Source organism: Bacillus sp. CH_70, from assembly GCF_038007045.1.
Taxonomy (GTDB): domain Bacteria; phylum Bacillota; class Bacilli; order Bacillales; family Bacillaceae_G; genus Bacillus_A; species Bacillus_A cereus.
Map to the genome: position 1 here is coordinate 4586060 of NZ_JBBOWL010000001.1, position 24657 is coordinate 4610716.

Genomic DNA, 24657 nt, shown 5'->3' on the forward strand with positions numbered 1-24657 from the left:
TATATTTTCATATATACTAAATGTACAAGTAATACTCCCTAAACCCAGCTTGTCTGGTTACCCCGTTAAATACTATGAAAAAAGAACTTGTATCGTTATACAAGTTCTTTTTGTTTCTTTTATTTAAAGAGAATATCTTTACTATATTGATTTCCAACGAGTAAATCATATTGAAGCATTTTATATTGCTCTAACATTTCTTTTTGTTTCTTTGTTAAATCATTGATTACTTCTCCATTTTTATCAACTTTTAATTCATCTCTAAGCACTGGTATTTCCTTGTAAAGTTCCGATAAAAATTGATAAAATAAGGATTTATTTAATCCTGCATAATCAAAAATAAGATTAGAAAAATGAATTGGGCTTACTAAACCTAAATTATCATTTGGCATATCAAAGTTTGCATACATTAATAACGGAGTTTGCGCCATCGCTAAACGTTCGCTCGGTGTTTTTTCATTCGTTATATACCCATTTTCTTTATAAAAAGATTTATTTGTTCCTAATGATGGAAGATGATCTCCAAAGAATACTAATAATGTAGGTCTATCCAAATTATCTAGTTGCTCTATTAAATATTGAAGGGCCTCATCTGAACGTCTTAATCCTTCTGTATACGTCTCTAATTCTCCCTTTGATTCTTCATTTTCTAGACCGCTAATTTCTATTAGGTTTTCACCAAATCGGCCTTCTGTAAATGGAAAATGATTTTGCATCGTAACTGCATGAATAAATGTTGGCTGTTTTTGTTCCTCTAACTCAGCAATTATCTCTTTACTCATCGCTAAATCACTAATATAATCTCCATCAATATCCACATTTTCCATCGTGTCCTCTGCATTAAACTTATCAAATCCTAACACCTTATATACATCGTCACGTTTAAAGAATGTGCGACCAAATGAATGAATTGCACTTGTATAATAACCTTCTTTTTTCAACGCCGTAGGGATTGATGGAATTTCTTTCTTATTTGTAATGACCTGCTGATATGGTATAGAACCTGGCTTTAACAAACTCATTGAATAACTTGTTAATGCCTCAAATTCAACGTTCGCCGTATTTCCCCCAAATGTAGGAGAAATAGTTTGTCCACCAGGAAAGTTTTCTATATAATGATGTAAATTTGGTACAGGATCTTCACTAAAAGAAAGGTTAGTTACTTTCGTCGGATCCCAAAACGATTCACTCATTACAAAAATAATATTCGGTTTCTCTTTTTTCTTTTGGCTCCCTATATTTCCACTATATTGTTTTTTTATATCGTTTGCTATTTGAAGCATATTTTCTTTAGAATAATTTTTTGGTTTTTCCATAACTGTTGTATCTAAATTGCTAATAAACCCAAGTACAAAACCATTTGAAGCATAGTTCTCATTTTGATTCCACAAAACAAAATCTACACCTGATTTTTGAAATACTTTATTCATAAATGTATTCGCAAAATTACCGTACGCATATAGAACAAAAATAGATCCTACTACTAATAAGGTTCTTATTCCTAGATGAATCTTTACATTTTGAATATATCTTCTCATATATATCCCTGCTACAATACAAGCTACGATACTTAAGATAATGACAAAAATATAGCTCCAGCTAAAATAGTCCATCACCATCGGTATAACAGATTGCATATGCGTAATTTGTGTGAAATCAGAAGGATATAACGGATCGCCTCTGAAAATAAGCTTTAAATAATTCACAATACCTAAAATGACTAACGTACAGCTCGTTAAAACCATACTTAGAAAAACCTTACCTATTAAATTATATACAAGAATATATATTGCATAAATTACTACAAAACTTAATATAAACTGCATATTATAAAAGTAAATCCAATTCATTGCCTCTATGAAAATCATATTAACTTGCATGACAATATAAAATAACGCTACTGTATGAGCTAGTAAAAGTAATATAAAATGCACTCGCAGGGATGCTCTAAGTATAGACATCTCTTTTTTATTGAAATGCGTAATATAAAACGTTATGCCCCATATGAAAATCATCATAACACTTAAAACAAGCTTTTGATTTAAATGATCTTTCATCATGTCTAAATTAAAAACCTTTAAAATCATAAACAGCATAGTTATTACTAATAAAGTCACCATACTACTTATAATGCTAGAAATTAATATATTTCTTTTTGGAAGATGAAAAAGTGTAGAACCATACTTCAATTCATTCCCTCGTTTCTATGTCTTAATTTCCCTCGCATCGAAAGAACTATTTCTATTAAAATAACATATATTACATATTTCGTCTGCATACTTGTTTCTATCATAAATGTATTGTCTTAATATTCCCTTAATCAATAGTTAAATTGTGGCATACAAATTACTCATTCTTGAAAAACTTAATTTCAGCATTCCACTTTATGATACAATAACTATTTTTTAGAAGTCCTGCTATTAAAGATTTAACATGAAAATACGAAAGAATTAATAAAAAGGCGTTGCACGTTTTTAACAACTATTACTATAACGAAAAGAACCTGCCACAAGACAGGTTCTTTTCGTTATTTTATGATAAAAGAGAAAATGATTAGTATGTGTATTATATAAAGGGAAGCAGCCATATTTTCCATACGATACATACGAGTACTATAATTACAAAATCAAAAAAATCTAATCTCGGACCTTTTTTCATATTCATATGTAGCCACATATGAAACCACTTTATTTTTGTATATTTATGGATGTTTTTCTTTGCAAATCGGTAAATAAGCATTTGCATGATAAAAAATCCGGCCACAAAAATAAATAATAAGATGAGAAATCCAATCACAAAATTCCTCCTATTTTTGTAGCGTTTTTTCTACTATCCGATTTTTCAACACCCACTCTTCAAACTGGGCACTTCCAAATTCCCAGCTAAGATCGCGAGCATGTACAGAAAAAACGTAATGACCAGCATATTCGTCCATAAATCTCCCTAACTCTACATCGTCTTTCTGAATACCGTATACTCCAAAATTAAAATACACATCCCATACGTCTTCATTCTTTCTCTTATAAGCAATCGATTCCATATCACATTCTGTCCCGAAATAATCAAGATGTAAATGTACGCTATCATCGTATTCGTACTCCATTTTATCACCCCTTATATTTGTACTTCTTTACCACCAAAAAAATTCCTGCTATCTACACTCACATATGGGCGATTACCTACATATCATGCTTGTAGAGTGACTTCTAGGAGGTGTTATATAGTGAAAAAATTAATCGCGATTTTTTGCATCATGTTACTAGCTGTTTTTACTTTTGCTGCTTGTAGTAGTAAAAAAGAAGGTACGAAAGAACAAACTCAAAACATTCGCGTCGGCGAAGTTACCCATTCTCTCTTCTATGCCCCATTATATGTTGGGATTGAAAAAGGATTTTTTAAAGATGAAGGACTAAATATTGACCTACAAACAACAGCTGGTGGCGATAAAACGATGACCGCCCTATTATCTGGCGGAATTGATATTGCTCTCGTCGGTTCTGAAACGTCTATTTACGTTCATCAACAAGGAGCGAAAGACCCTGTCATTAACTTTGCACAGCTTACACAAACAGATGGGACATTTTTAGTTTCACGTAAAAAACTAGACTCTTTTAATTGGAATGACGTGAAAGGTGTTACGTTTTTAGGACAACGTAAAGGCGGCATGCCGCAAATGGTTGGAGAATACGTTTTAAAGAAAAATGGCATTGACCCTCATAAAGATACAAACTTAATTCAAAATATCGAATTTGCTAATATTGCAAATGCCTTCGCATCTGGTACTGGAGAGTTTGTACAGCTCTTTGAACCGACTGCAAGTATACTTGAGAAAGAAGGTAAAGGTTATATCGTCGCTTCATTCGGAAATGAATCTGGTACTGTTCCTTATACAACGTTCATGGCAAAAGAAAGTTTCTTAAAGAAAGATAAAGCTGCTGCTGAAAAGTTCACACGTGCTCTCTATAAAGCACAGCAATGGGTTGATACACATAGTCCAGAAGAGATTGCTGATACTGTTTCCCCGCTATTTAAAGACACTTCAAAAGACATTACAGTAAAAGTAATTGAACGGTATAAAAAGCAACATTCTTATGCGACAAATCCACTATTAGATGCAGAAGAATGGAAACAGCTCCAAACTATTATGAAAGACGCTGGTGAATTACAAAAAGAAGTCCCACATGAAGCGCTCGTCAATACAAAAATTGCCGAAAGCGTTATTAAGAAATAGAGGCGAAGTGTATGAGTTTTTTGCAAATACGTAACGTTTCTCACTGTTTTTTTGCAAAAGAGAATGCCAAACTTATTCTCGAAGATATGAGCTTACAAGTGGAAGAAGGCGAATTTATTTCTATACTCGGTCCAAGTGGTTGCGGTAAAACAACGCTCCTCTCAATCATTGCTGGACTACTTGATCCAATTGACGGTATTGTCTTTTTAGATGGTGAACCGATTACAACGAAAACATCATCTATGGGATATATGTTGCAACAAGATTACTTATTCCCTTGGAAAACGATTGAAGAAAATATTATGCTTGGACTTCATATTCGAAAGATTTATGATGAGCAGATGAAAGAACATACTTTAAATCTTTTAAAACAAGTCGGTCTTCATGGTGTAGAAGAACAATATCCTCGTGAACTATCCGGCGGTATGCGTCAACGTGCCGCTCTCGTTCGAACATTAGCGACTGATCCGAAAATTTTATTACTAGATGAACCATTCTCCGCACTCGATTATCAAACGAAATTAAAACTAGAAGAACTCGTTTTCAACTTACTAAATAAATATAAGAAAACATCACTACTTGTTACTCATGATATTGAAGAAGCGATCGCGATGAGTGATCGTATTTATTTACTGCAAGCGAATCCCGGAAAAATCGCAAAAACCTTTATCGTCCCGGAAAGTATCCGTTCTTTATCACCGTTAGAAGCACGCCATCACTATGATTTCCCAGCCCTCTTTCAAGATATATGGAAGGAGCTGGAACGACTTGGATAATATAAAACAACTACATGAACAATTTCGAAAGAACGAACGCAGACGCGCTTGGATTGCTCGCTCGCTACAACTTTTACTACTTATTCTTTTCTTTGCACTATGGGAAATAGCTAGTAAAAAAGAATGGATTGATCCTTTACTCTTTAGCTCTCCTTCGAGTATTTGGGATCTCTTCTTAACGAAATGGATCGACGGTTCACTTTGGGCCCACATATGGACGACATTACTGGAAACAGGAGTAGGCTTCATTCTCGGAACAGTACTTGGTGCTATTATTGCCACGTTCCTTTGGTGGATGCCACTTCTAGCCCGCGTACTTGATCCTTATCTCGTCGTCCTAAATGCAATGCCAAAAGTTGCACTCGGTCCAATCATCATCGTTATTTTCGGTCCAAACATTTCATCTTCTATCGCAATGGGAGTAATCATTTCCATCATCATTACCATTCTCGTTATTTACAGTGCATTTCAAGAAGTCGATTCTAACTATATAAAAGTGATGGACACATTTGGTGCAAATAAATGGCAATGTTATAAGCAAGTCGTTCTCCCTGCATCCTTTCCAGCAATTATCTCAACGTTAAAAGTAAACGTTGGTTTATCCTGGGTCGGTGTTATTTTCGGAGAACTTCTCGTTTCCAAACAAGGACTTGGCTACTTAATTAGCTACGGATTCCAAGTCTTTAACTTCACACTCGTCTTACTTAGCGTACTACTCACATGTGTTCTTGCAACTCTTATGTATGTATTTGTTGAGGCATTTGAAAAAATTCTAATTGGAAAAAGAAAAAGAAGCTGACTCAAAACAGTACGCTATAGTCAGCTTCTTTCTTTTACCTTTTATCACACATTTTCGTTTCATTTGTAATGTTTCCATCCGCAACCGTAACTGTATGGAAACAGTCTTTCACACGTACTGTAACGACATTATCTTTTCGATCTATCACATGATAATCATTAAACTTTTCATTCAAAGCACTACGAATTTGCTCCCCTTCAAAAATCGGAAAACCGTGAGACATTACCCAAATGAGACCAGCAACAGCAAGAATCGTTTTCATACGTTTCATTACCTCCTCGAGAGTAAACTTATAGTCCCTACAACACGCGCATTATAATTGTGTCTAAATTGTGACATTTTTATACTAATTCTATTTTATACCTCCAGTTCCTTCTTCTTTTAAAGAAAAATACAGAATTTTCAATTTTATCAACATAAAAAAACGCAAAGAATTAAAAATTCTTCACGCTTTACTTTAACGAAACTATATCGAACACATAACTTACATTAGTCTCCACTTTGTTGTTCTATCGTTTTCGAAACATCATATAATCCTGACAGCACTTCCGCTCTCATTTTTACAAGCTCAGGGAACTGATAGAAGAAAGCAATTTTCTTATATTTTAACTCTGTTCCTTCTTTCACTTTTTTTGAATCTTGTAAAATGAACGCTGTAAATGTATCTGCGATATCTTCTGCTACATTTGTCGTTCCATACTGTGAGACAAACTCATCTTGCTTTTCTTTAAAAAACTCAATTTGAGTTTCTTCACTTTCTTCTACTTTCTTTTCTGTCCACTCTTGCTCAATAGGCTTCCAGAAAGAGTTATAAAATTGATTAATATAAGATTTTCCCTTCGCACATCCCTCTTGTAAGAAAAGATTTCCACATTTATTTCGGTACGTTGAAATATCTTTATCTTCTTCAAAAGCCTTTACATAGTTTTCATCTACTGGTATTTGCTTATGCCCGAGCGTCAACACGTGAGCCGTCTCATGAATTAATGTTTTCATCACTTCATCGATATTTACCGCAGAATCAAGCGTATCTAGGCTAAGAGTCCAGTCTTTCGGATTCTCCATACTCGGCATAACATGGGCAACAACACCGTCATAACCATCTGTTATTAAATCAAATTCTGTTATATTCCCACGATATTTAGCTGGAATGAGTGTACGATACATATCCCATAAGTCTTCATGATACCCTCTATCTTGACGTTGTTGTAGCACCTCTTCTTTCGCTTCTTTATCTTCAGCGAATACTTTATTTAAACGTTTCCGTTCTATTTTTTCAAAATAAGGATCTACAATTTCATCACCATCGATATAATAAGAAGCTAAAAAGAAATAACTTTCATCATCATCCTCATCATCTTTTTTCTGCTCTGCCTCTTTCATATCCGCACTTTCATGCTCTTCTATTTCATAATCTTCTACTGCTTCAAGCTCAGATAATCCATCTATTTTTTCATATACTTTTTGAAGTTTCTTATCTCCTATTTCCACACATTCTTCGTCTGTTTTACACACTTCTTTTTCTTTCACACTCTTCATAGAACTTTCGCATCCTGCTAGTAAGCCGATTGCAACGATACCCCCTACTAACTTGCCATACAGTCTCTTCATACAGTCCTCCATCAATACATTCTACAAAAATATAATAATCATTTTTTAACGAATATGCGATAATTAATTATAAAAACTGCAAGGAGGCTTCTCATGATTCGTGCAATCTTATTCGACTTAGATGGAACACTATTAGATCGGCGCCAATCTTTAGAACAATTTATTTGTGAGCAATATAATCGCTTCTCCTCACATTTGATGAGTATAGAGAAATCAGAGTATTGTTCTCGATTTCTTGAACTCGATAATAATGGCTATACGTGGAAGGATAAAGTATATGCTACTCTCCTTTCCGAATACAACATTACTACTTTAACGCAAGAGCAACTGCTACACGACTATATTACAAACTTCCAACATCATTGTATTCCTTTCAAAAACACGCATGAACTACTTCAACAGTTAAAACAGCGAAACATTAAAATTGGTATTATCACAAATGGTTTTACTGAATTTCAGATGAGCAACCTTCGAGCACTACATATACATACGTATACAAACACCATTCTCGTTTCAGAAGCTGAAGGAATTAAAAAACCTCACCCTGAAATTTTCGAACGTGCTTTGCAAAGACTAGATGTTAAGGCAGAAGAATGTCTTTATGTTGGAGATCATCCAGAAAACGATGTGCTTGGTTCTGAACAAGTAGGAATTCTTGGTGTTTGGAAAAAAGATTCGTTTTGGGGTGATTTTAAGCATTCACGTATCGTAGATGATTTGTTGGAGGTGCTTTCGTTTTTAGAGGTGGAGATAAAAACACAATAATAGTAATTAAATTATATCAATAATTTTCACAATATATTGATTCACCGACAAAAAATAATAAGAGGAAGCAGTTGTTCAAAAACGCCTCCCCTTCCTTTATTATTCATATACTGTAAACTGCGGTTTACTCGGATGATCTTTTACTAGCGCATCATCTGGAAACTTTGAAACTTTTTGATATAAGGCAATGTCACCGATACAACCTGCTGTTAGTAGAATTCCTAAAAATGAGAGTGGCTCCAGATTCATAGCTACTCCCAATACAATTGGCAAAATTCCAGTTGGTAAAAACGGAAGCATTAACACTTTCTTCATTTGCTTTACTGTAACCGCCTGTTTAGAATGAGCATATGCAACACCTAATTTCCAATTAACGCCCCATTTTAGTTCACTCCATGGAACACCTCCGATATAGCGAAAGCCAATTAAATGTATTGCCTCATGAATACAAACGAGAACAATCATTGCGATAATAAAAAGAAACACAGTTGGTAACGTAATTTCAACTTGAACCCCGCCTGAAAGAAGTGCATGTAAAAAACTAATTCCAAATGCCAAAACAAATATTATAAGAAATGCATAGACATTTAATTTAACCATAGACACAGTAACAGTCGTTTCTTTTCTTTTATCCATCTTCCCCCTCCTAAAATGTAAAGATATATTTACATTTATTCTTACATACAAAAAAAAGAAACCGGCTACTTTACTTCGTAAAACAGCCGATTTCTTCTATATGTTTCATCGTACGCGCTAATACGTCATCGCGCATTATAAAGCTAAATTTTCTATTCGTTTTAATGTTGTCAGGAATGTCTTTTAATAAAACAGACCCTTTCGTTTCTTCGTAATGCGTATGTTCTTCTACCGCACTAATTGTTGCAAAATAAATGTTTTTAATGATTATTTTGTCTTTTCCAGATACTTTGTATTGTCCTAAGTAAGTTAAATCAGAAACTATGCCGCCGGTTTCTTCATGAACCTCTCGAACTGCCGCTTCTTCCGGTGTTTCCCCTATTTCTACTTTACCACCTGGAAATTCAAGACCGCGACGTAAATGATGTGTTAATAACCATTGATCCCCGTACCGGCATACAACCCAAACATGCTTTGGCTCAGGAGAAAATGGATAACGTTCAAACGATAATTGTACAGTGTTGTGGTAATAATCTTTAAATTTGTACATGCCATTACTCCCCTATTGATGGTTACAAGTTTTTCCTACCACAAATTGTAGCATATTCTCGCTTTTCTGCATAATATTATCCAATTACAATCCATTGATTATTCCCATTTGCGCGACTAATTCTTTCGTCTCATGATTTCCTAAATCGTAAATCATTTTATATGCTTTTTGTAGTTGTTCATCATATCGGTCATTATTTGAATCGTGATGATACTCAACAAATGGAACGTGGGAGCGTACAAATGACCCTAAATCTTCTACATACGCTTGATCAAAGTGCTCTCTTAATTCCGTAATTTCCTCATCATTTGCGGAAATCTCAAAATTATACGTATCCGCCGTCTTCACTTGTGAAATTTGACCATTTCCTATTGATATATAATATGTTTTTTTCGTCTCCATGTAACACCCTTCTTTCATCCTTTTATTTTCTATTGTTTTCATCAATTACAAAATTATGTAAAATAAAGAAAAGGAGGGATTTTATGTTCAAAATATTAATTATCGGTATTATCATCGTCCTAATCATCCTCGTACTCTCCATCATGACAATTAATAAAGGCTATGCTTATAAACATTCCGTCGATAAACTAGAAGACAATCCTTATACAAAAAAGAATAAGGAGAATTCCTAATATGCTTCGTATACTTCGCATCATAGTAGCACTCACTGTGATCGTTATGTCGGCAATTGGATTATATACAGGTCAAAATAATTTTTTACCTCTTTCACAATTTCTATTAGGGGCTTTAATGTTTCTCATCGCATTTGAACAAATAAAGAAAAAGGAGGCAGCAACTGGATTTATTTGTATTATTGCCGGTGCTTTCATTTGGATTGTTCTCATCATTAGCTATATCAAATAAAAGGAGGTACATGCATGCTAAAAGGAGTACGGATTACTTTATCACTTATTGCTTTATGTATAGCAATCTATGGATTTTTTACTAGTAATAGAGAAATAATGCCGTATATGTTTATCTCTTTAGGAGTTATGGCCCTCACCATAAGTTTAGAGGAAATATTAAAAAGGCAAACAGGAGGTAGTGTGCTCGCTCTACTAGCAGGAGCCGCTGCTTTATTTATTGGTTTCACAGAAATATTCCGATAAATGGTCTAAAGGAGGCTATACAATGCTAACTCTAACTATATTACGGAGTTTTTTAGCATTTCTCATGCTTCTCTTACTCATTCTAAGCACTTATATCCATGTTACCGATAATTTTTCACTTCTCCCATACGTACAATTTATTCTCAGTTGTTTCTTTATTCTTCTAGGAATTAATGAATTGAAATCCGGACGAAAATCAATGAGTATCCCGTATTTTTTCGTTTCCAGTCTCATATTCTTCTTTTTAATATCAAACTACTTTCGTTATATGTAGAATGAAATTTTGACCAATTTAGCATTTATAATTATTTTCTCTCAGTAACTATTTCTTTCTACTTAAGGGGGATTCCATGTTAAAAAACATTCAAATTATAATCGCCACTATCGCTCTTTTTCTCGCCCTATTTAGCTTCTTTGCAAACTTCACTATTCTTTTACCTTACGTGTTTATCCTTTTAAGTATTATGTGTATCCTTTTTGGAATCGATGAAATAAAGAAGCAGCAAAAAACGAAAGCATTTGTTTATTTTCTCTGTTCTGCCTTTGTTTTATATGTTGGAGTATGTAATATATTTTCATAAAAAAGAAGAGTATGGTTGCTCTTAGGACAATAAAAAAACTGCCCTTTCACAGGCAGTTTTTTATTTTATCCAAACACTTTCTCAAGTTCATCTTTATCTTGGCTTAACCAGAAGTTCATTAAGCGTTGTGCTCCTTCTAAGTCGTGAAGCTTCGCTTGACCACATTGTGTTTCATTTGCAGCTGGAATTTCTGTAATTTGAACCGCATCTTTTAATGTTAATTCTAATAAATCAATGATTTCTCGTACTGTCGGTGTTCCGCTTACTACAAGATAATATCCTGTTTGGCAGCCCATCGGTGAAATATCGATAATATCAAAATGCGGATAACGATCAATATATTTACGTAAATTAAATGCTAATAAATGTTCTAACGTATGAATAACATCTGGTTTCATTGCTTGTTTATTCGGTTGGCAAAAACGAATATCAAATTTATTTACAATACCGTCACTACCTACATTGTGAACTCCGCAATGTCTTACATAAGGTGCCTTTACAATCGTATGATCTAATTCAAAGCTTTCTACTGATGGCATACAACATCTCTCCCGCTTTTAATTTAATTCCGTTATATCCAATATGATATAACGGAAATGCACATTAGTAAAGTATTATGTACCGTCGTGCTATAATACTTTAAGACTATGCTGAAAAGGAGACCATTATGAAACAGATTTTTATTGGGATTATACGCTTTTATCAAAAGTTCATTTCTCCGATGACACCACCAACTTGCCGCTTTTATCCGACTTGTTCTCATTACGGATTAGAGGCGTTTCAAAAACATGGTGCACTCAAAGGCTTTTGGCTTACTTGTAAGCGTATATTAAAATGTCACCCTTTCCACCCGGGAGGATTTGATCCTGTCCCAGATAAAAAGGATGACAAAGTAAATTCTTAATTGTCGTAACCATTCACAACTAAATCTAATTTTCCTGTATCAGGATCTATAACAAGACCGTGAACAGGTACTTCTTCTGGAAGTAATGGATGGTTGCGAAGTATCGATACGCTATGTTCTACACTTTCTTCTACACTAGAGAACCCTTGTAGGAATCTTTCTAAATCGATTCCAGAATAACGGAGTGTATCTAATTTCTCATTTGTTATACCCCGCTCTTTCATCTTCTCAATTGTACTGCTTGCTTGAATTTTTGCCATACCGCAATCGTGGTGACCAACTACACAAACTTCATCAGCACCAAGTTCATATACAGCAACTAAAATACTACGCATAATACTTCCGAATGGATGTGAGATAACAGCTCCTGCTACTTTAATAATTTTCACATCACCGTTACGCATATTCATTGCTTTTGGTAATAATTCAACAAGACGAGTATCCATACAAGAGATAATTACCATTTTTTTATTCGGGAATTTTCCCGTTTCATACTCTTCGTATCTTTTCTCTTCAACAAATTTTTCATTGTATTGTAAAATCTCTTCTAATGACTTCATAGTAAAAAACCCTCTTTTCTCTCATTTACATTACTTATATAGTGTACCAAAATATGAAAAACTCAAAAAGGATATCGCTTTATAGTAAAAATAAGATATTTTCAGATAATCGACATAATTCTTTCAAAATATACACACAGCTTTGTAACAAGTCTCACATACTTTAAACGTATTTTCACTATAAACTGATTGTAGATAATGTAAAAAAGGAGTGAATATTTATTATGTCCGACGTTCTGTTACTGAGTCGTTTTCAATTTGCAATTACTATTTTTTATCACTTTTTATTTGTACCTTTGACAATCGGACTTGTCATTTTAGTAGCATGTATGGAAACTCAATACGCCCGCACATTGAATCCAACATACCGTAAAATGGCAAATTTCTGGGGTAAATTATTTACAATTAACTTCGTAATGGGGATTATAACTGGGATTACGATGGAATTCCAATTTGGAACGAACTGGTCTGAGTACTCCAAATATATGGGAGACATTTTCGGATCACCTCTCGCAATCGAAGCACTCGTTGCCTTCTTCTTAGAATCTACTTTCATGGGAATATGGTTATTCGGTAAAGACAAAATTTCACCAAAGTTCCGTGCCTTCTGTATGTGGATGGTTGCACTTGGAACAAACATTTCCGCACTTTGGATTATTACAGCAAACGGGTTTATGCAAAACCCTGTTGGCTACGTAGTACGTAATGGCCGCGCTGAATTAAATGATTTCTGGGCACTCGTTACGAATCCATACGCTTGGAATATGTTCTTCCATACTGTCATTGGTTGTTATATCGTAGGTGCTTTCTTCGTTATGGCAATTAGTGCCTATCACTTATTACGTAAAAATGAAGTGGAATTCTTCAAAAAATCATTTAAGTTTGGTTTAATGTTAGGCTTATTCGCCGCAACAATTACACCGTTTATGGGACATCAATCTGGTGTATCAGCAGCTAAATATCAACCAGCAAAAGGAGCTGCGATGGAAGCAGTTTGGGAAACTGGAAAAGGACAAGGCTTCTCAATTGTTCAAATTCCTGATGTAAAAAATGAGAAAAACTTTGAATTCCTTACGATTCCAAAACTCGGAAGCTTCTTCTATACAAACTCATTTGATGGCGAAATTATTGGTTTAAAAGATATTCCGAAAGATGAACGTCCAAATGTTAACCTCGTGTATTATAGCTTCCGCTTAATGGTTGCACTTGGTATGTTCTTTATGGCATTAACTTGGTATGGCTTCTATTTAAACCGAAAAGGAAAACTAGAAAACTCAAAACGTTATTTAAAAATTACAATATGGTCTGTCTTACTTCCTTATATCGCGATTAACGCAGGATGGATTGTCGCTGAAGTAGGTCGTCAACCTTGGACAGTATATAAACTAATGCGTACAGCAGAATCTGTATCACCTATATCTGTCCCGCAAATTTGGTTCTCATTAATTAGTTTAATTTTGTTCTACACTTTACTTTTAATCGCAGACGTATACTTAATGCTGAAGTTCGCGAAAAAAGGACCTGCAGCATTAGAAGAACCTGCTACTGAGGGAGGTGTGGCCCATGTCTCATGATATGCTTGCAATCATCTGGTTCGGTTTATGGGGCGTGATTTGGACAGTTTACTTCATCCTTGACGGGTATGCACTTGGTAACGGAATGATCTTTCCTTTCGTTACGAAAGATCGACAAGAACGAAATCAATTACAAGAAGCAATTGGCCCATTCTGGGGCGGTAATGAAGTGTGGTTAATTACAGCTGGTGGCGCAACATTTGCTGCCTTCCCAGTCACATATGCAAATATGTTTAGTTATCTATATACACCGTTATTCTTAGTATTACTTGCACTGTTTGCGCGTGCCGCTGGACTGGAATTCATGCATAAAGATGATTCACCGATTTGGCAAAAAACTTGTAAATGGGCATTTGCAATTGGCAGTTTTTTAATTGCTTTCCTATTCGGTGTTACGTTCGCTAACTTGTATTACGGACTACAAATCGGAAAAAATGGTTATGAAGGAAATTTACTTAGCTTACTAAACCATTACGGTATTTTAGGAGGGTTGTTCTTCACTGCTATATTTGTCGTATCCGGTGCCCTTTGGGTCATGATTAAAACGACTGGTGAAGTATCCGACCGTGCTTATAAAATCGCAAGACCATTTTCAATGGCAGCAGCTATTATTTTACCTATCTTCTATGTAGCAACTGCTAATCGGACAAACTTATTCCAAAACTTTACGGAATATCCGGTACTATTCATTCTTCCAGTACTTGCAATGCTAATGAGTGTACTCGCACTTATTATGGTGTACAAACATAAAATTGGCCTTGCATTCACATTCGTTTGCCTAACAATCGCAATGTTTATGACAACTGGCTTTGCAGGTATGTTCCCAAGAATGTTACCATCCCGTATTAACGATGCATACAGTACAACGTTATACAACGCAGCTGGTAGTCAATTAAACTTAAAAATTATGTTCTTCGTAGCAATGGTCATGGTACCAATCGTTATTGGATATCAGCTTTGGAGCTACAGTATTTTTAAAAATAAAATTCATAAAGACTCTGCTAAAGGATATCACTAAAATAAAAAAGACACTTCGTTTGAAGTGTCTTTTTTTGTACGTATGATTTTCGATAAGATGTTATATTTCTAATCTAACAACTACACTATAGAAGAATCATTAACAGCTCACAGCTAGATTGTATCATAGGGCAACTTCATCATTTTATGCAATTTTACATACTGTACTATAAAGTAAACTGTATCCCCTGATCATTCGCATCATTATCCCATACATCAGCTGTACTAATCCCACTAAACGTTTGTACTTTCATTCCTGTATTTGATGATCCCGATCCATTATAAGCCTTCGTCTTTTCAATCGGCTGTACGTTATATTTGTCACCTACATTAATTGTTCCATTGCAGTTTTCAATAATAACACCTTCCACAACTGCCGGCATTTTGTCACCCACTTTCATTTCTTTACTTTTATTTTATGAAAATCGCCTAGAAAAATAGCATGTTTCAATAAGAAAAAGCACTCAAATTGAGTGCTTTTTCTTTAAGCATAAAGACAAGTTTGGAGACAGTTGACTTCTTCAAAATTTTATTAGGGGTAATATTTTGAAAAAGAAAGCCTTTCATATGTAGGTTAACACCACTGGAATATATAGTAAATTGATAATATTTATACGGAAGATTGCTAATGTTTAGTATAGATAGTTTACACTATGCTAACAGTGAAAACTATCTATACTAATAAAAAAAAGGTGCCTTCAAAGAAGCCACTTTTCAAAAACAGACACTATAAAACAGAATTATTTATTGTTATACGATTGTTAGATACAAAAAGTAGAGGGAAATGTTTGTATTAAATTCTGCTTTATAAAGTCTGTCTACAACTTATATTGTAATCCTCTTCATTTGAAAAAAAATATAATATGCACAATTGCATACAAAAAGAAAAAGCACTCTACTGAGTGCCTTTTCAACCATTTTACTTTTAATATATCGCTTTGAATATATTGTAACATACGTATCTATATATTTTATTGAGAAAATTCAAAATCATTTTTTCTTTCATTTTTACTTATAAAATCATGTAATATAAAAGGTATGTCAAATTCTTATACAAATTGAGGTGTACTATATTTATGATGTATTTCGGAATTATTCCTCTTATACTATTTATTATTTTTCTTATTTCCTATTTAAAAGATCCGCGAAAAATAATAAACGGCTTTTTATTTAATGCCTTTATCTGTTTTTTCCTTCTTTTTTGTGTGATTGTATCATTGAACTCAGATAGTGATGTCCTACGCTACATTATATTTTTACCTTTTTTAGCACTTCTCATTATGCTTCCTTTCGGTATTGTTGCTTTAATGTTTGGGCTATTTCTTAATGCTAGAATTTTAATGAAGCGAGAAGGACGACGGTTCACTAACTGTTTAACACTCCTTGCTGCTTTAGGGATGTTATTCTTTATGTTACTCCCTATTATAAATCCAGCAAGTTTGGTTTCATCGCATTTAGAGCCTATTTTTGCAGCTATTTCTCTTATAAGCATATATTTCTTTATACACTTATCTAACTTCTTAAGTGCATATTTTTTATACCAATTCAACAGACCAAGACGTAATCAAGATTTCATCATCGTTCTTGGTAGCGGCTTAATTAATGATAAAGTACCACCTTTACTTGCAAGCCGCATTAATAAAGCGATTGACTTCTATTGGAAACAAGCCGCTGTTAATACACCACCAACAATTATTTTTTCTGGTGGACAAGGTCCAGATGAAGGTCTTCCAGAAGCGGAAGCGATGCAAAGTTACGCTGTTGAAAAAGGAATTCCTCTTGAACATACAGTCCAGGAAAATCGCTCTGTAAACACATATCAAAATATGCTGTTCTCTAAAGAAATTATGGATTCTTTAAAACCAGAAGGTAAATATAAAAGTATTTTTACAACGAATAATTTCCACCTTTTCCGTGCTGGTATATATGCAAGACAAGCCGGTCTTAATAGCCAAGGTATTGGATCAAAAACTGCATTTTATTACTGGCCTAACGCAATGATCCGTGAATATGTTGCGATTGTCGTAATGGGACGTAAGCGTCATATGAAAATATGTGGAACTATTTTAGGTTTCGCTTTATTCGTATCAGTACTTAGTTTTATATTTTCTTAATAGCATCCCATCCTTTGAAAGGATGGGATTTCTTATACTGATTTCAAAAATATTTTAAAGATAATATGGTCATAATATTCCCTGCATACATCCATTAAAGGAGAAATTTTTCAAATTAAATGTTAAAATGGAATTTAGGTGTGAATTACGTAACAAATAAGAAACTAGTTTGAAACGAGGAAATTACATGGAGAAAATTATCAAAAACAAGCCCAATAAGCTAAAAATTGCTTCGAAAGCTTTGATGATTATTATTGGGGCATTTATCACAGCGTACGGATTAGAAGCAGTATTAATTCCAAATAACGTATCAGACGGTGGTGTGACTGGTTTAAGTATCGTTAGTTCAAGATTATTTGGATTGCCATTAGGAGCTCTAATCGCAGTTATTAACATTCCTTTCGTTTGGTTAGGGTATAAGCAAATCGGTAAAAGCTTTGCGATTTATTCCATTATCGGGATTGCTTCATTAGCAATAGGTACCGTTGTCATGCACGGAATACCAGCTATTATTGAAGGCGATACATTATTAGTTACAGTTGTTGGTGGTATTATCATCGGTTTTGGTATGGGACTAGCATTACGTAACGGTGGGGCATTAGATGGAATCGATATGCTTGCTGTATTGCTTTCTCGTAAGTTACCATTTGGAACGAGTGACCTTATTTTATTCTTAAACATGTTCGTATTTATTTTCGTATCAACCGTATTCGGTCTTCAAGGAGCTATCCTTTCGGCAATTGCTTACTTTATCGCTTCGAAAGTGATTCATATCGTTGAAGTTGGTTTAAGTGGTTCGAAAGCATTTAAAATCATTACAAAAGAGCCTGAATTGATGGTAGAAACAATTCGTGATCGTTTAGGCCGAAGTGCAACATATAACGAAGTATACGGTGGTTATTCAAGAGAGAAATTCAAAGAAATTTCTTGCGTAATTAACCGTTTAGAAGAAAGTAAAATGAAAGAACTTATTAATGAAATCGATCCTAATGCCTTTATTACCGTTTATGATGTAGCAGAAGTAAAAGGCGGTAATTTCAAGAAACGTGATATTCATTAATCATTATGAAAAAAGAGGGTGTGCTAAAATTTTGGCACACCCTCTTCTTATTATTAAGTTGCTATCGTTGTCAGTTTTTGTCGGTAAGTCGATATATTTCAATAATCGCTGATATATTTTGAGTTGTGGTCGATATATTCTAATAATCGCTGATATATTTTTACTCTCCCCTCTTACGCCTAAATTGCACCACCCGAAAGGAATTAGTTCCTATAACAAGAAAAAAGACCAAAAAGCAACTTACACTTTTCGGTCTCTCTACTATCTTCTCTTCGTAATTTTCCCTGAACCACCGACCCTCGTTTTCGGAGGAGATGTATTTCTTGGCGGCGTTTTAATAGATGATTTCGGCTTCACATCTGATCCACTTGAACCACCTGGTGTTTTTGTAATTTTACCCTTGCTTCCAGTAGAAGGTGGGGGCGTCGTATTACTTCCTTTTTCAGTAATACTTCCCTTATCACCTACTGATGGTTTCGAATCTACATTATCGCCTCGCTTAATGATAGACCCTTTCCCTTCCTTCGTAATTGGAGGTGGGGTTTTCTTTTCTTCTTTCGTAGGTGGTCTCTCTAGAATAACTGGTTTATGATTTTGTCTGTCATTATATCCTCGATAATCACCATATGATGATTTTCGTGAACCGAATATATCGTTTAATATGCTACCCATAATATATCCTTGCAAGAAGGACGGTTGGTAGTTTTGACGGACAAATTCTTCATTACTTACTTCAATTAACGTATCAGATGGTTTCTCTTTATCCTTTTGAAGGTTATACATTTTATCCGAATAAACGAGAAACATTTGATTTTCGTCTTCTTTAGATGCTTGTTTCGGTTTCCTTTCGGCTATAAGTTCCTTCGCGACTTCAGGAACTGACCGATTGGCGGCCCTATACACGTAAGATTCTTGTTTACCTTCCTTTGCGACAGACTCAAGCGGATAACGGTCTTGAATCGATTTTGTCTGCCCGCCTTGACAACCTGATAAGGCATAACCAGCAATAACAAGTAATGTAACGATAGCAAGTATAGGGATCACAAACGATTTAATCATGGTAAACAATCGGTTTGACATGATTACGCCCCCTTACGTTGCTCTTATAATTTGTACATCAGCAGGAATGATTGCTTCTCCCTCATACATCATTGTACGACCATTTTGCCATTCAATACGCAATAATTTTCGATTATCTGATTGGAATTCCCAGACGTACTGTTCCTCTGAAGCTGAGAATGGTGTTTTCCCCATCACAACAACACGTCCGTTATATTGTTCTTCCATATGGTACTCTGTATCATCCATTTCAATTGTCGTCGGAATTTCCTCAATTGAATCTAAGCGACCATCAATTGGTGTATATAATTTGTAATACGTATTTTCACGATCTTCAATTTTTAAATAACGAATGTCTTTCCCGTCTTGCAGTGTTAAAACAATTTCCTTGCGAGAATGCATACTCGTTTTCCCAGTTAATTCGTACATGACTAATGAAACTTCAATCATATCACCAGGAGCTAACGTTAAAAGACTTTTTTCCGGCTTCGGTGGCTCTGGGCTTTTCATTATATTTTTAATTCGTTTAAATAAACTCATGATCTACCCCTCCTTTTCTCTTTATAAACAAGCACCTAAAATAAGTGCACCAACAATATGTAATGATCCGGCTAACATCGCATGTGCAACGCTACCTTCTTTCGTACCTTCTTCTAAATCAAGACCAGACATTTTCTTTAATACGAATTCGATAAACATTTCTACCACTAATAAAATAACGAAAGAAACTGCTGATGCAAGAAGTGCTTGCCATAAATCATTTGCTTTCGTTATCGATTGAGATAAAATGTACCCTTGTGCAAATAATTTCATAATAAAACGAGTTGTTACAGCTGTATTTCCATTTTTGATTTCTTTTAAATCATTGTATTTTGTAAAAATCGAATCAACCCACATAATTGCAAATAAAAGTACTGCACTCGCTCCAGTCCATACAAGCATGGCAACTACATTCATCCATGTCATTGCAAAACCTCCTCAAAAATATAATAGAAAACCGACATGAATTTGTTTAGACATGTCGGTTCATTTGTCTCTATTCTATATTATTTCTCATACTGCTTCATAATACGAGCTAATTCATCGTCAACAGCAGAATTTTTGTTTAAGCTTGCGAATTCATCATCTAATGACTTTTCTTTCTTATAAACTTCACCGCTTGCTTCCGCTTCAGCCTCTAATTGAAGAGCTTTCTCCTCCATACGGCTTAAACCAGCCTTTGCTGAATTTGAATCAAATCCAGACATCGCCTGATTAATATTCTTCTGTGCTTTCGCTGCATTTACACGTGCTACAAGTGTTTCACGTTTATTTTTCAGCTCTGTTAATTGCTTGCGCATTTCTTCTAACTTAAGACGAAGATTATCAGCAGCAGCTTTATTTTGCTCGTAGCTTGCTTTATACTCATTCATCTTTTGCTCTGCATTTTGTTTTTCTTCTAATGCACGACGCGCAAGATCTAAGTTATTAGCTTGAACAGCCATATGAGCTTGCTCTTCACGTTTTTTCACAAGTGCTTCTTGCTCTTCAAATAATATTTTGAATTTCTTCTCAAGTGCGATTTGAGCTGCTACACTTTTCTCAGCTTCTTGTACATCCGCTTGCATATCGCGTAAATATTGATCCGTCATCTTAACTGGATCTTCCGCTTTTTCAATTAACGAGTACACATTCGACATTGTTAAATCTCTTAATCGTTTAAATACAGACATCTAAATTCCTCCTATGATATACCTCATATTTCAAATTCACTACTTGGAAAACTGAAAAATCTCCCTTTACAGTAAAGAATATTCATTTTTACAGCCTATGTGTTTATTATAACAAAACTAATATGTCCTTACATGTTATTTCCAAAATACATCCATTATAATATGACATTCTATATACAATATTGCATTTCTAATATATTCTCATTATCCCTCTTTGAAATTAACTTACTTTTGTGCAATTTCACTAAATTACATAAGTGTAATGTTACTGTAAGCTAACTCGATAGTTGCATTCCGATATTTCTTATACACTAATACCAGAAGCAACAAACAAGCTTCTTCACATGTAAGCACTAATACAAAAATTGTATTTACTATAAAACATATAAAAGGAGAAATCATCATGAAAAAATTAGTAGGAATCGGATTAGCAGCAGCAATTTCATTTGGAGCATTATCAGGTTGTTCTTTATTAGGAGAGAAAGCGAACGGTTTTGTACTGTACGGCTCAGAAGAACAAGTTCAACAAATTACAGATAAAAACAAAAAAGAAGTGAAAGAAAAAGACTTCTATAAAATGAAAATGACAACATTAGATGGTAAAAAAGTTCTTGTAATGGATAAGAAAACTGGTGAAGAACTAGTGAAAAAAGAGTTACTTAGCAAAGTTGATGAAAAAGACAACACGAAACCACTTGATAAATTACCAGCTGTAACAACAGAACAAGGTGTATTATTCGCAAAAGAGAAAGTAGAAAATGCTACACTTGATGGAGCGAAATTAAAATATGAAGGCAACACAATTATCGGAAGTGGCCGTGCATATACAGATATGTATGCGATTGTTGATGACGCAACTTACAGCAATGTAAAAGGTGATGAAAAATCTGTAGGTGTATTAAAATTTGATAAAGACCCGAGTAAAGAATTCCCTGGTTACAAAGGCGTAGAAGCTTCTCAACTTGTAAAAATTAAAAAGTAAAAAGTAAAACAAAAAAGCTTTGCGAAATTTCGCAAAGCTTTTTTCTATTTATTATGAGCAATTTGCTCCATATCCGGGCTACAAGTTTGCGACTGACATGACTTATTTAAAGAACATGCCGCGCATTTTCCTTTTTTACTTCTCTTTACAAAATTAACTAACGTATATGCTGCATAACCAAAAATGATAGCTCCAATTATAATATTGACCATCATCACAATACATCTCCTTCTAGAATCCGAGTAAGGATCCAACTTGGTATATAATGAGCGTTAATACATAAGCAACTACGAGTGGATAAACGACTGAAAAAATCGTCCATTTCGCTGATCCTGTTTCACGTTTAATAACAGCTACGGTCGCTAAACACGGAACATATAATAAAATAAAGAACATAAATGCATAAGCTGATAATGCTGTATAATGTGCTCCCATTACATTTCCAAGCACATCTTCTTTAACCGCATAAATAATTGCCATTGTAGAAACGACAACTTCTTTCGCTAAAAATCCTGTTAAAAGGGATGCCGCAGCTTGCCACGTTCCGAAGCCGAGCGGTGCAAATAATGGTGCGATAAATCCACCAATCATCGCTAAGTAGCTATCTCCCATATCAACGCCAAATCCTGATGGACCTGCATAGTTTAATAACCAAATAACAACCGAACCACCAAAGATGAATGTACCAGCTTTACGAACAAATCCCTTTCCTTTCTCCCACGTGCTCAGCCATAACGTTTTCGCTTGTGGCACACGGTAAGGCGGTAATTCAATTACGAAAATAGATTTTTCTGCTTTCAAAATCGTAAGAGACATAATTTTTGTAACGAGTAATGCCAGAACAATACCTGCGACATATAAAGAAAATACGACAGTCGCCTGACTATTAGGGAAGAATACGCCCGCAAATAATGCATATACAGGTAATCGTGCTGAACAAGACATAAACGGTGTTACTAAAATTGTAAGTAAGCGCTCTTTCTCCTGTTCAATCGTTCTCGCTGCCATAATACCTGGAACGTTACATCCAAAACCGATAATCATCGGAATAAAAGCTTTACCGTTTAAGCCAAAGAACTCCATAATTCTATCCATAACAACTGCAATTCGCGCCATATATCCTGAGTCTTCTAATAATGAAATGAAAAAGAATAGTGCAAAGATTTGTGGTACGAATACTAATACAGCACCAACACCGGCAATAATACCTTCTGTAACGAGTGCTTGAATAAAATCAGAAGCTCCAATACTTGTAAGTCCAGCCGTCACCCAATCCGTAAGCTGACCACCAAAAAACTCATCTAACATATCCGATAAAGGTGTACCAATCCACGTAAACGTAACCTGAAAAATAAAAAACATAACTGCTAAAAAGATTGGAAGTCCTAAAATTTTATGTGTAATTAATCTATCAATTTTTTCTGAAAAAGGAATTTTTCCTTCTTTCTCATGCTTCATAACATTTGTTTTTAACTTTTCAATATACGCTTCACGAGTTTTGTAAATGTGCTCTTCTAACGTACAATCAAGTTTTCCTTCTAAGCGAGATCGAATGGCTATGAGTTCCTTATAAATTGGTAATGCTTTCATTTCTTTTTCTACTACTTCGTTATTGCTTAAAAATTGAAGTGCTAACCATCTCGGATGCTCATAATTCGCTGTCTCTAAAAGAGCAATTACTTCTCCAATTCCTTCATCCATTTGTACACCATATGAAATAAGGAATGGCTTTTTCTCCTTTTTGTCATTTTCTTTAAGAGTCGCAAGTAGTTCTTCACAACCTTTTCCACTTCTTGCAACGACAGGAACGACTGTTACACCTAATAGTTCTGATAATCGTTTTACATCAATGACAATTCCTCTTTGCTTCGCCACATCAACCATATTTAAACCAATTGAGACCGGCTTACCAAATTCAAGTAATTGCAACGTTAAATGCATATTTCTCTCAAATTGCGAAGAATCTACGATATTTAACATATGATTAAATTCTTCTGTTAATAGAAAGTTTGTTACAACACCTTCATCACGTGAAACTGGATTTAAATCATACACACCTGGTAAATCAATTAATGTTCCTTGTCTATCTTTTAATTTACCAACCTTTTTTTCTACTGTTACACCGCTCCAGTTTCCTACGTATTCATAAGAACCAGTAAGTGCATTAAATAATGATGTCTTCCCTGTATTCGGATTCCCTAGCAAAGCTACCTTATTCACGCTAATTCCACCTTTATCATTTTCGCGTCACAATGACGAATACTAATTAACTGTCCACGACACTCCAATGTACAAGGACCTTTGAACATCGCTTTCTGTTTCAAGCGAAGTTCGCTTCCTTCCGCAAGACCGAAAGCAGCTAGTCTACGCTTTAATAGCTGATCTAAAGACTGAATACTTTTTACTAACACTTTCTCTCCAATTTTAATATCTACTAAGCTCATAACCTTCCCCCTCAGAAGAGAATGATAATTATTTTCAAAAAAATTATACCACACCCAATTTCTCTTGTACTATACCCTTTTGCTTCATATTTATTAACATTTCGCTACAATTCTATTTCAATTATTGTCATACAGCATTTGTTTGCCATTCTCATCCATTTCGCTTACAA

General features: G+C 34.6%; 32 protein-coding genes. 14 read left to right on the top strand and 18 right to left on the bottom strand.

Going from position 1 to position 24657, the window contains the following annotated elements:
- Positions 1 to 119: 119 nt before the first annotated feature.
- The 3 genes from N2V79_RS23455 to N2V79_RS23465 form a co-directional block, all read right to left on the bottom strand.
- Complete coding sequence (locus N2V79_RS23455) at positions 120 to 2189, bottom strand: LTA synthase family protein (protein ID WP_340720254.1); 2070 nt, start codon at positions 2187 to 2189, stop codon at positions 120 to 122.
- Between the two features lie 376 nt (positions 2190 to 2565).
- Positions 2566 to 2796: a hypothetical protein gene (locus tag N2V79_RS23460; protein WP_000578980.1), complete on the bottom strand. Its 231-nt coding sequence runs from the start codon at positions 2794 to 2796 to the stop codon at positions 2566 to 2568.
- Positions 2797 to 2806: 10 nt separating this feature from the next.
- Positions 2807 to 3103 carry a DUF3986 family protein gene (locus N2V79_RS23465; protein ID WP_000455579.1) on the bottom strand — a complete coding sequence of 99 codons (297 nt, stop codon included), beginning with the start codon at positions 3101 to 3103 and terminating at the stop codon, positions 2807 to 2809.
- Between the two features lie 120 nt (positions 3104 to 3223).
- Between N2V79_RS23465 and N2V79_RS23470 the strand changes: the two genes are divergently transcribed.
- The 3 genes from N2V79_RS23470 to N2V79_RS23480 are packed head-to-tail and all read left to right on the top strand — an operon-like array spanning position 3224 to position 5806.
- Positions 3224 to 4231, top strand: a complete 1008-nt coding sequence (locus N2V79_RS23470) for an ABC transporter substrate-binding protein (protein ID WP_053563500.1) — start codon at positions 3224 to 3226, stop codon at positions 4229 to 4231.
- 11 nt (positions 4232 to 4242) lie between these two features.
- Positions 4243 to 5007 (top strand): ABC transporter ATP-binding protein, encoded by a 765-nt coding sequence (locus N2V79_RS23475; protein ID WP_000009022.1) that lies wholly within the window; start codon positions 4243 to 4245, stop codon positions 5005 to 5007.
- A complete protein-coding gene (locus tag N2V79_RS23480) occupies positions 5000 to 5806 on the top strand; it encodes an ABC transporter permease (protein WP_088024708.1) in 807 nt (268 codons plus the stop codon). Before N2V79_RS23475 ends, N2V79_RS23480 begins: the two co-directional genes overlap by 8 nt.
- Positions 5807 to 5840: 34 nt before the next feature.
- Here the strand turns inward: N2V79_RS23480 and N2V79_RS23485 are convergent, their stop codons facing one another.
- The gene (locus tag N2V79_RS23485) at positions 5841 to 6068 is read right to left on the bottom strand and encodes a hypothetical protein (RefSeq protein WP_000849112.1); all 228 of its coding nucleotides are present in this window, start codon (positions 6066 to 6068) and stop codon (positions 5841 to 5843) included.
- Positions 6069 to 6295: 227 nt separating this feature from the next.
- Positions 6296 to 7417, bottom strand: coding sequence for a hypothetical protein (locus N2V79_RS23490; protein ID WP_098127437.1), 1122 nt, complete (start codon positions 7415 to 7417; stop codon positions 6296 to 6298).
- Between the two features lie 93 nt (positions 7418 to 7510).
- Here N2V79_RS23490 and N2V79_RS23495 point away from each other — a divergent pair, with 93 nt between their 5' ends.
- Positions 7511 to 8182 carry an HAD family hydrolase gene (locus N2V79_RS23495; RefSeq protein WP_088024712.1) on the top strand — a complete coding sequence of 224 codons (672 nt, stop codon included), beginning with the start codon at positions 7511 to 7513 and terminating at the stop codon, positions 8180 to 8182.
- 99 nt (positions 8183 to 8281) lie between these two features.
- Here N2V79_RS23495 and N2V79_RS23500 read toward each other — a convergent pair whose 3' ends face one another.
- The 3 genes from N2V79_RS23500 to N2V79_RS23510 form a co-directional block, all read right to left on the bottom strand.
- Positions 8282 to 8818, bottom strand: coding sequence for a DUF3267 domain-containing protein (locus N2V79_RS23500; RefSeq protein WP_098390751.1), 537 nt, complete (start codon positions 8816 to 8818; stop codon positions 8282 to 8284).
- A 70-nt stretch (positions 8819 to 8888) separates the two neighbouring features.
- Positions 8889 to 9368, bottom strand: coding sequence for an antimutator 8-oxo-(dGTP/GTP)ase (gene mutTA / locus N2V79_RS23505; RefSeq protein WP_000276382.1), 480 nt, complete (start codon positions 9366 to 9368; stop codon positions 8889 to 8891).
- A gap of 84 nt (positions 9369 to 9452) precedes the next feature.
- A complete protein-coding gene (locus N2V79_RS23510) occupies positions 9453 to 9770 on the bottom strand; it encodes a hypothetical protein (RefSeq protein ID WP_000448409.1) in 318 nt (105 codons plus the stop codon).
- An 83-nt stretch (positions 9771 to 9853) separates the two neighbouring features.
- On the opposite strand from N2V79_RS23510, the gene ytzI reads away from it, so the two are divergent.
- The 4 genes from ytzI (at position 9854) to N2V79_RS23530 (ending at position 11061) form a co-directional block, all read left to right on the top strand.
- On the top strand, positions 9854 to 10003 hold the full coding sequence (gene ytzI / locus N2V79_RS23515; RefSeq protein ID WP_000472791.1) for a YtzI protein: 150 nt from the start codon (positions 9854 to 9856) through the stop codon (positions 10001 to 10003).
- 1 nt (position 10004) lies between these two features.
- On the top strand, positions 10005 to 10235 hold the full coding sequence (locus N2V79_RS23520) for a DUF3953 domain-containing protein (RefSeq protein WP_000944455.1): 231 nt from the start codon (positions 10005 to 10007) through the stop codon (positions 10233 to 10235).
- A gap of 14 nt (positions 10236 to 10249) precedes the next feature.
- A complete protein-coding gene (locus N2V79_RS23525) occupies positions 10250 to 10480 on the top strand; it encodes a DUF3953 domain-containing protein (protein ID WP_000912054.1) in 231 nt (76 codons plus the stop codon).
- Positions 10481 to 10830: 350 nt separating this feature from the next.
- Positions 10831 to 11061: a YczI family protein gene (locus N2V79_RS23530; RefSeq protein WP_071731803.1), complete on the top strand. Its 231-nt coding sequence runs from the start codon at positions 10831 to 10833 to the stop codon at positions 11059 to 11061.
- Positions 11062 to 11126: 65 nt separating this feature from the next.
- On the opposite strand, the gene luxS is transcribed toward N2V79_RS23530, so the two are convergent.
- Positions 11127 to 11600, bottom strand: a complete 474-nt coding sequence (gene luxS, locus N2V79_RS23535) for an S-ribosylhomocysteine lyase LuxS (RefSeq protein WP_001141371.1) — start codon at positions 11598 to 11600, stop codon at positions 11127 to 11129.
- A gap of 128 nt (positions 11601 to 11728) precedes the next feature.
- On the opposite strand from luxS, the gene yidD reads away from it, so the two are divergent.
- Complete coding sequence (yidD, locus tag N2V79_RS23540; protein ID WP_000809334.1) at positions 11729 to 11965, top strand: membrane protein insertion efficiency factor YidD; 237 nt, start codon at positions 11729 to 11731, stop codon at positions 11963 to 11965.
- On the opposite strand, the gene N2V79_RS23545 is transcribed toward yidD, so the two are convergent.
- A complete protein-coding gene (locus N2V79_RS23545; protein ID WP_000838173.1) occupies positions 11962 to 12525 on the bottom strand; it encodes a beta-class carbonic anhydrase in 564 nt (187 codons plus the stop codon). The genes yidD and N2V79_RS23545 overlap by 4 nt on opposite strands.
- A 224-nt stretch (positions 12526 to 12749) precedes the next feature.
- Between N2V79_RS23545 and cydA the strand changes: the two genes are divergently transcribed.
- On the top strand, positions 12750 to 14099 hold the full coding sequence (gene cydA / locus N2V79_RS23550; protein WP_053563495.1) for a cytochrome ubiquinol oxidase subunit I: 1350 nt from the start codon (positions 12750 to 12752) through the stop codon (positions 14097 to 14099).
- Positions 14089 to 15117 carry a cytochrome d ubiquinol oxidase subunit II gene (gene cydB, locus N2V79_RS23555; protein WP_340720255.1) on the top strand — a complete coding sequence of 343 codons (1029 nt, stop codon included), beginning with the start codon at positions 14089 to 14091 and terminating at the stop codon, positions 15115 to 15117. Before cydA ends, cydB begins: the two co-directional genes overlap by 11 nt.
- A 166-nt stretch (positions 15118 to 15283) precedes the next feature.
- Here the strand turns inward: cydB and N2V79_RS23560 are convergent, their stop codons facing one another.
- Positions 15284 to 15517: a spore germination protein gene (locus tag N2V79_RS23560; protein WP_002001299.1), complete on the bottom strand. Its 234-nt coding sequence runs from the start codon at positions 15515 to 15517 to the stop codon at positions 15284 to 15286.
- A 675-nt stretch (positions 15518 to 16192) separates the two neighbouring features.
- On the opposite strand from N2V79_RS23560, the gene N2V79_RS23565 reads away from it, so the two are divergent.
- Both N2V79_RS23565 and N2V79_RS23570 read left to right on the top strand, forming a co-directional pair.
- Positions 16193 to 17230 (top strand): YdcF family protein, encoded by a 1038-nt coding sequence (locus N2V79_RS23565; RefSeq protein ID WP_000990094.1) that lies wholly within the window; start codon positions 16193 to 16195, stop codon positions 17228 to 17230.
- A gap of 187 nt (positions 17231 to 17417) precedes the next feature.
- Complete coding sequence (locus N2V79_RS23570; RefSeq protein WP_000411241.1) at positions 17418 to 18290, top strand: YitT family protein; 873 nt, start codon at positions 17418 to 17420, stop codon at positions 18288 to 18290.
- A 261-nt stretch (positions 18291 to 18551) separates the two neighbouring features.
- Here the strand turns inward: N2V79_RS23570 and N2V79_RS23575 are convergent, their stop codons facing one another.
- From N2V79_RS23575 to N2V79_RS23590, 4 genes are all read right to left on the bottom strand, one after another.
- On the bottom strand, positions 18552 to 19370 hold the full coding sequence (locus N2V79_RS23575; RefSeq protein ID WP_242807147.1) for a DUF4247 domain-containing protein: 819 nt from the start codon (positions 19368 to 19370) through the stop codon (positions 18552 to 18554).
- A 12-nt stretch (positions 19371 to 19382) separates the two neighbouring features.
- Positions 19383 to 19889 (bottom strand): DUF4178 domain-containing protein, encoded by a 507-nt coding sequence (locus N2V79_RS23580; protein ID WP_000051755.1) that lies wholly within the window; start codon positions 19887 to 19889, stop codon positions 19383 to 19385.
- Between the two features lie 21 nt (positions 19890 to 19910).
- Positions 19911 to 20315 (bottom strand): DUF350 domain-containing protein, encoded by a 405-nt coding sequence (locus tag N2V79_RS23585; RefSeq protein ID WP_000220087.1) that lies wholly within the window; start codon positions 20313 to 20315, stop codon positions 19911 to 19913.
- An 80-nt stretch (positions 20316 to 20395) separates the two neighbouring features.
- The gene (locus tag N2V79_RS23590; RefSeq protein ID WP_000110281.1) at positions 20396 to 21061 is read right to left on the bottom strand and encodes a PspA/IM30 family protein; all 666 of its coding nucleotides are present in this window, start codon (positions 21059 to 21061) and stop codon (positions 20396 to 20398) included.
- A 403-nt stretch (positions 21062 to 21464) separates the two neighbouring features.
- Between N2V79_RS23590 and N2V79_RS23595 the strand changes: the two genes are divergently transcribed.
- Positions 21465 to 22043 (top strand): lipoprotein BA_5634 family protein, encoded by a 579-nt coding sequence (locus N2V79_RS23595; RefSeq protein WP_048565089.1) that lies wholly within the window; start codon positions 21465 to 21467, stop codon positions 22041 to 22043.
- Positions 22044 to 22087: 44 nt separating this feature from the next.
- Here N2V79_RS23595 and N2V79_RS23600 read toward each other — a convergent pair whose 3' ends face one another.
- Genes N2V79_RS23600 through N2V79_RS23610 form a run of 3 tightly spaced genes read right to left on the bottom strand, consistent with a single transcriptional unit; the run spans position 22088 to position 24487 of the window.
- Positions 22088 to 22258 (bottom strand): FeoB-associated Cys-rich membrane protein, encoded by a 171-nt coding sequence (locus N2V79_RS23600; RefSeq protein WP_000989598.1) that lies wholly within the window; start codon positions 22256 to 22258, stop codon positions 22088 to 22090.
- 16 nt (positions 22259 to 22274) lie between these two features.
- Complete coding sequence (gene feoB / locus N2V79_RS23605; protein ID WP_053563489.1) at positions 22275 to 24263, bottom strand: ferrous iron transport protein B; 1989 nt, start codon at positions 24261 to 24263, stop codon at positions 22275 to 22277.
- Complete coding sequence (locus N2V79_RS23610) at positions 24260 to 24487, bottom strand: FeoA family protein (protein WP_000060512.1); 228 nt, start codon at positions 24485 to 24487, stop codon at positions 24260 to 24262. The genes feoB and N2V79_RS23610 overlap by 4 nt, the downstream gene beginning before the upstream one ends.
- Positions 24488 to 24657: the final 170 nt, after the last annotated feature.

What these genes read in the sequence shown, in the direction of transcription:
- N2V79_RS23595 (WP_048565089.1), top strand. Translation starts at nt 21,465, where the DNA reads ATGAAAAAATTAGTAGGAATCGGATTAGCAGCAGCAATTTCATTTGGA.
- luxS (WP_001141371.1), bottom strand. Translation starts at nt 11,600, where the DNA reads ATGCCATCAGTAGAAAGCTTTGAATTAGATCATACGATTGTAAAGGCA.
- N2V79_RS23510 (WP_000448409.1), bottom strand. Translation starts at nt 9,770, where the DNA reads ATGGAGACGAAAAAAACATATTATATATCAATAGGAAATGGTCAAATT.
- N2V79_RS23495 (WP_088024712.1), top strand. Translation starts at nt 7,511, where the DNA reads ATGATTCGTGCAATCTTATTCGACTTAGATGGAACACTATTAGATCGG.
- N2V79_RS23525 (WP_000912054.1), top strand. Translation starts at nt 10,250, where the DNA reads ATGCTAAAAGGAGTACGGATTACTTTATCACTTATTGCTTTATGTATA.
- N2V79_RS23465 (WP_000455579.1), bottom strand. Translation starts at nt 3,103, where the DNA reads ATGGAGTACGAATACGATGATAGCGTACATTTACATCTTGATTATTTC.
- yidD (WP_000809334.1), top strand. Translation starts at nt 11,729, where the DNA reads ATGAAACAGATTTTTATTGGGATTATACGCTTTTATCAAAAGTTCATT.
- N2V79_RS23590 (WP_000110281.1), bottom strand. Translation starts at nt 21,061, where the DNA reads ATGTCTGTATTTAAACGATTAAGAGATTTAACAATGTCGAATGTGTAC.
- cydA (WP_053563495.1), top strand. Translation starts at nt 12,750, where the DNA reads ATGTCCGACGTTCTGTTACTGAGTCGTTTTCAATTTGCAATTACTATT.
- N2V79_RS23545 (WP_000838173.1), bottom strand. Translation starts at nt 12,525, where the DNA reads ATGAAGTCATTAGAAGAGATTTTACAATACAATGAAAAATTTGTTGAA.
- N2V79_RS23585 (WP_000220087.1), bottom strand. Translation starts at nt 20,315, where the DNA reads ATGACATGGATGAATGTAGTTGCCATGCTTGTATGGACTGGAGCGAGT.
- N2V79_RS23560 (WP_002001299.1), bottom strand. Translation starts at nt 15,517, where the DNA reads ATGAAAGTGGGTGACAAAATGCCGGCAGTTGTGGAAGGTGTTATTATT.
- ytzI (WP_000472791.1), top strand. Translation starts at nt 9,854, where the DNA reads ATGTTCAAAATATTAATTATCGGTATTATCATCGTCCTAATCATCCTC.
- N2V79_RS23485 (WP_000849112.1), bottom strand. Translation starts at nt 6,068, where the DNA reads ATGAAAACGATTCTTGCTGTTGCTGGTCTCATTTGGGTAATGTCTCAC.
- N2V79_RS23600 (WP_000989598.1), bottom strand. Translation starts at nt 22,258, where the DNA reads ATGATGGTCAATATTATAATTGGAGCTATCATTTTTGGTTATGCAGCA.
- cydB (WP_340720255.1), top strand. Translation starts at nt 14,089, where the DNA reads ATGTCTCATGATATGCTTGCAATCATCTGGTTCGGTTTATGGGGCGTG.
- N2V79_RS23565 (WP_000990094.1), top strand. Translation starts at nt 16,193, where the DNA reads ATGATGTATTTCGGAATTATTCCTCTTATACTATTTATTATTTTTCTT.
- N2V79_RS23610 (WP_000060512.1), bottom strand. Translation starts at nt 24,487, where the DNA reads ATGAGCTTAGTAGATATTAAAATTGGAGAGAAAGTGTTAGTAAAAAGT.
- N2V79_RS23580 (WP_000051755.1), bottom strand. Translation starts at nt 19,889, where the DNA reads ATGAGTTTATTTAAACGAATTAAAAATATAATGAAAAGCCCAGAGCCA.
- N2V79_RS23500 (WP_098390751.1), bottom strand. Translation starts at nt 8,818, where the DNA reads ATGGATAAAAGAAAAGAAACGACTGTTACTGTGTCTATGGTTAAATTA.
- N2V79_RS23490 (WP_098127437.1), bottom strand. Translation starts at nt 7,417, where the DNA reads ATGAAGAGACTGTATGGCAAGTTAGTAGGGGGTATCGTTGCAATCGGC.
- N2V79_RS23575 (WP_242807147.1), bottom strand. Translation starts at nt 19,370, where the DNA reads ATGTCAAACCGATTGTTTACCATGATTAAATCGTTTGTGATCCCTATA.
- N2V79_RS23475 (WP_000009022.1), top strand. Translation starts at nt 4,243, where the DNA reads ATGAGTTTTTTGCAAATACGTAACGTTTCTCACTGTTTTTTTGCAAAA.
- N2V79_RS23520 (WP_000944455.1), top strand. Translation starts at nt 10,005, where the DNA reads ATGCTTCGTATACTTCGCATCATAGTAGCACTCACTGTGATCGTTATG.
- mutTA (WP_000276382.1), bottom strand. Translation starts at nt 9,368, where the DNA reads ATGTACAAATTTAAAGATTATTACCACAACACTGTACAATTATCGTTT.
- N2V79_RS23570 (WP_000411241.1), top strand. Translation starts at nt 17,418, where the DNA reads ATGGAGAAAATTATCAAAAACAAGCCCAATAAGCTAAAAATTGCTTCG.
- N2V79_RS23530 (WP_071731803.1), top strand. Translation starts at nt 10,831, where the DNA reads ATGTTAAAAAACATTCAAATTATAATCGCCACTATCGCTCTTTTTCTC.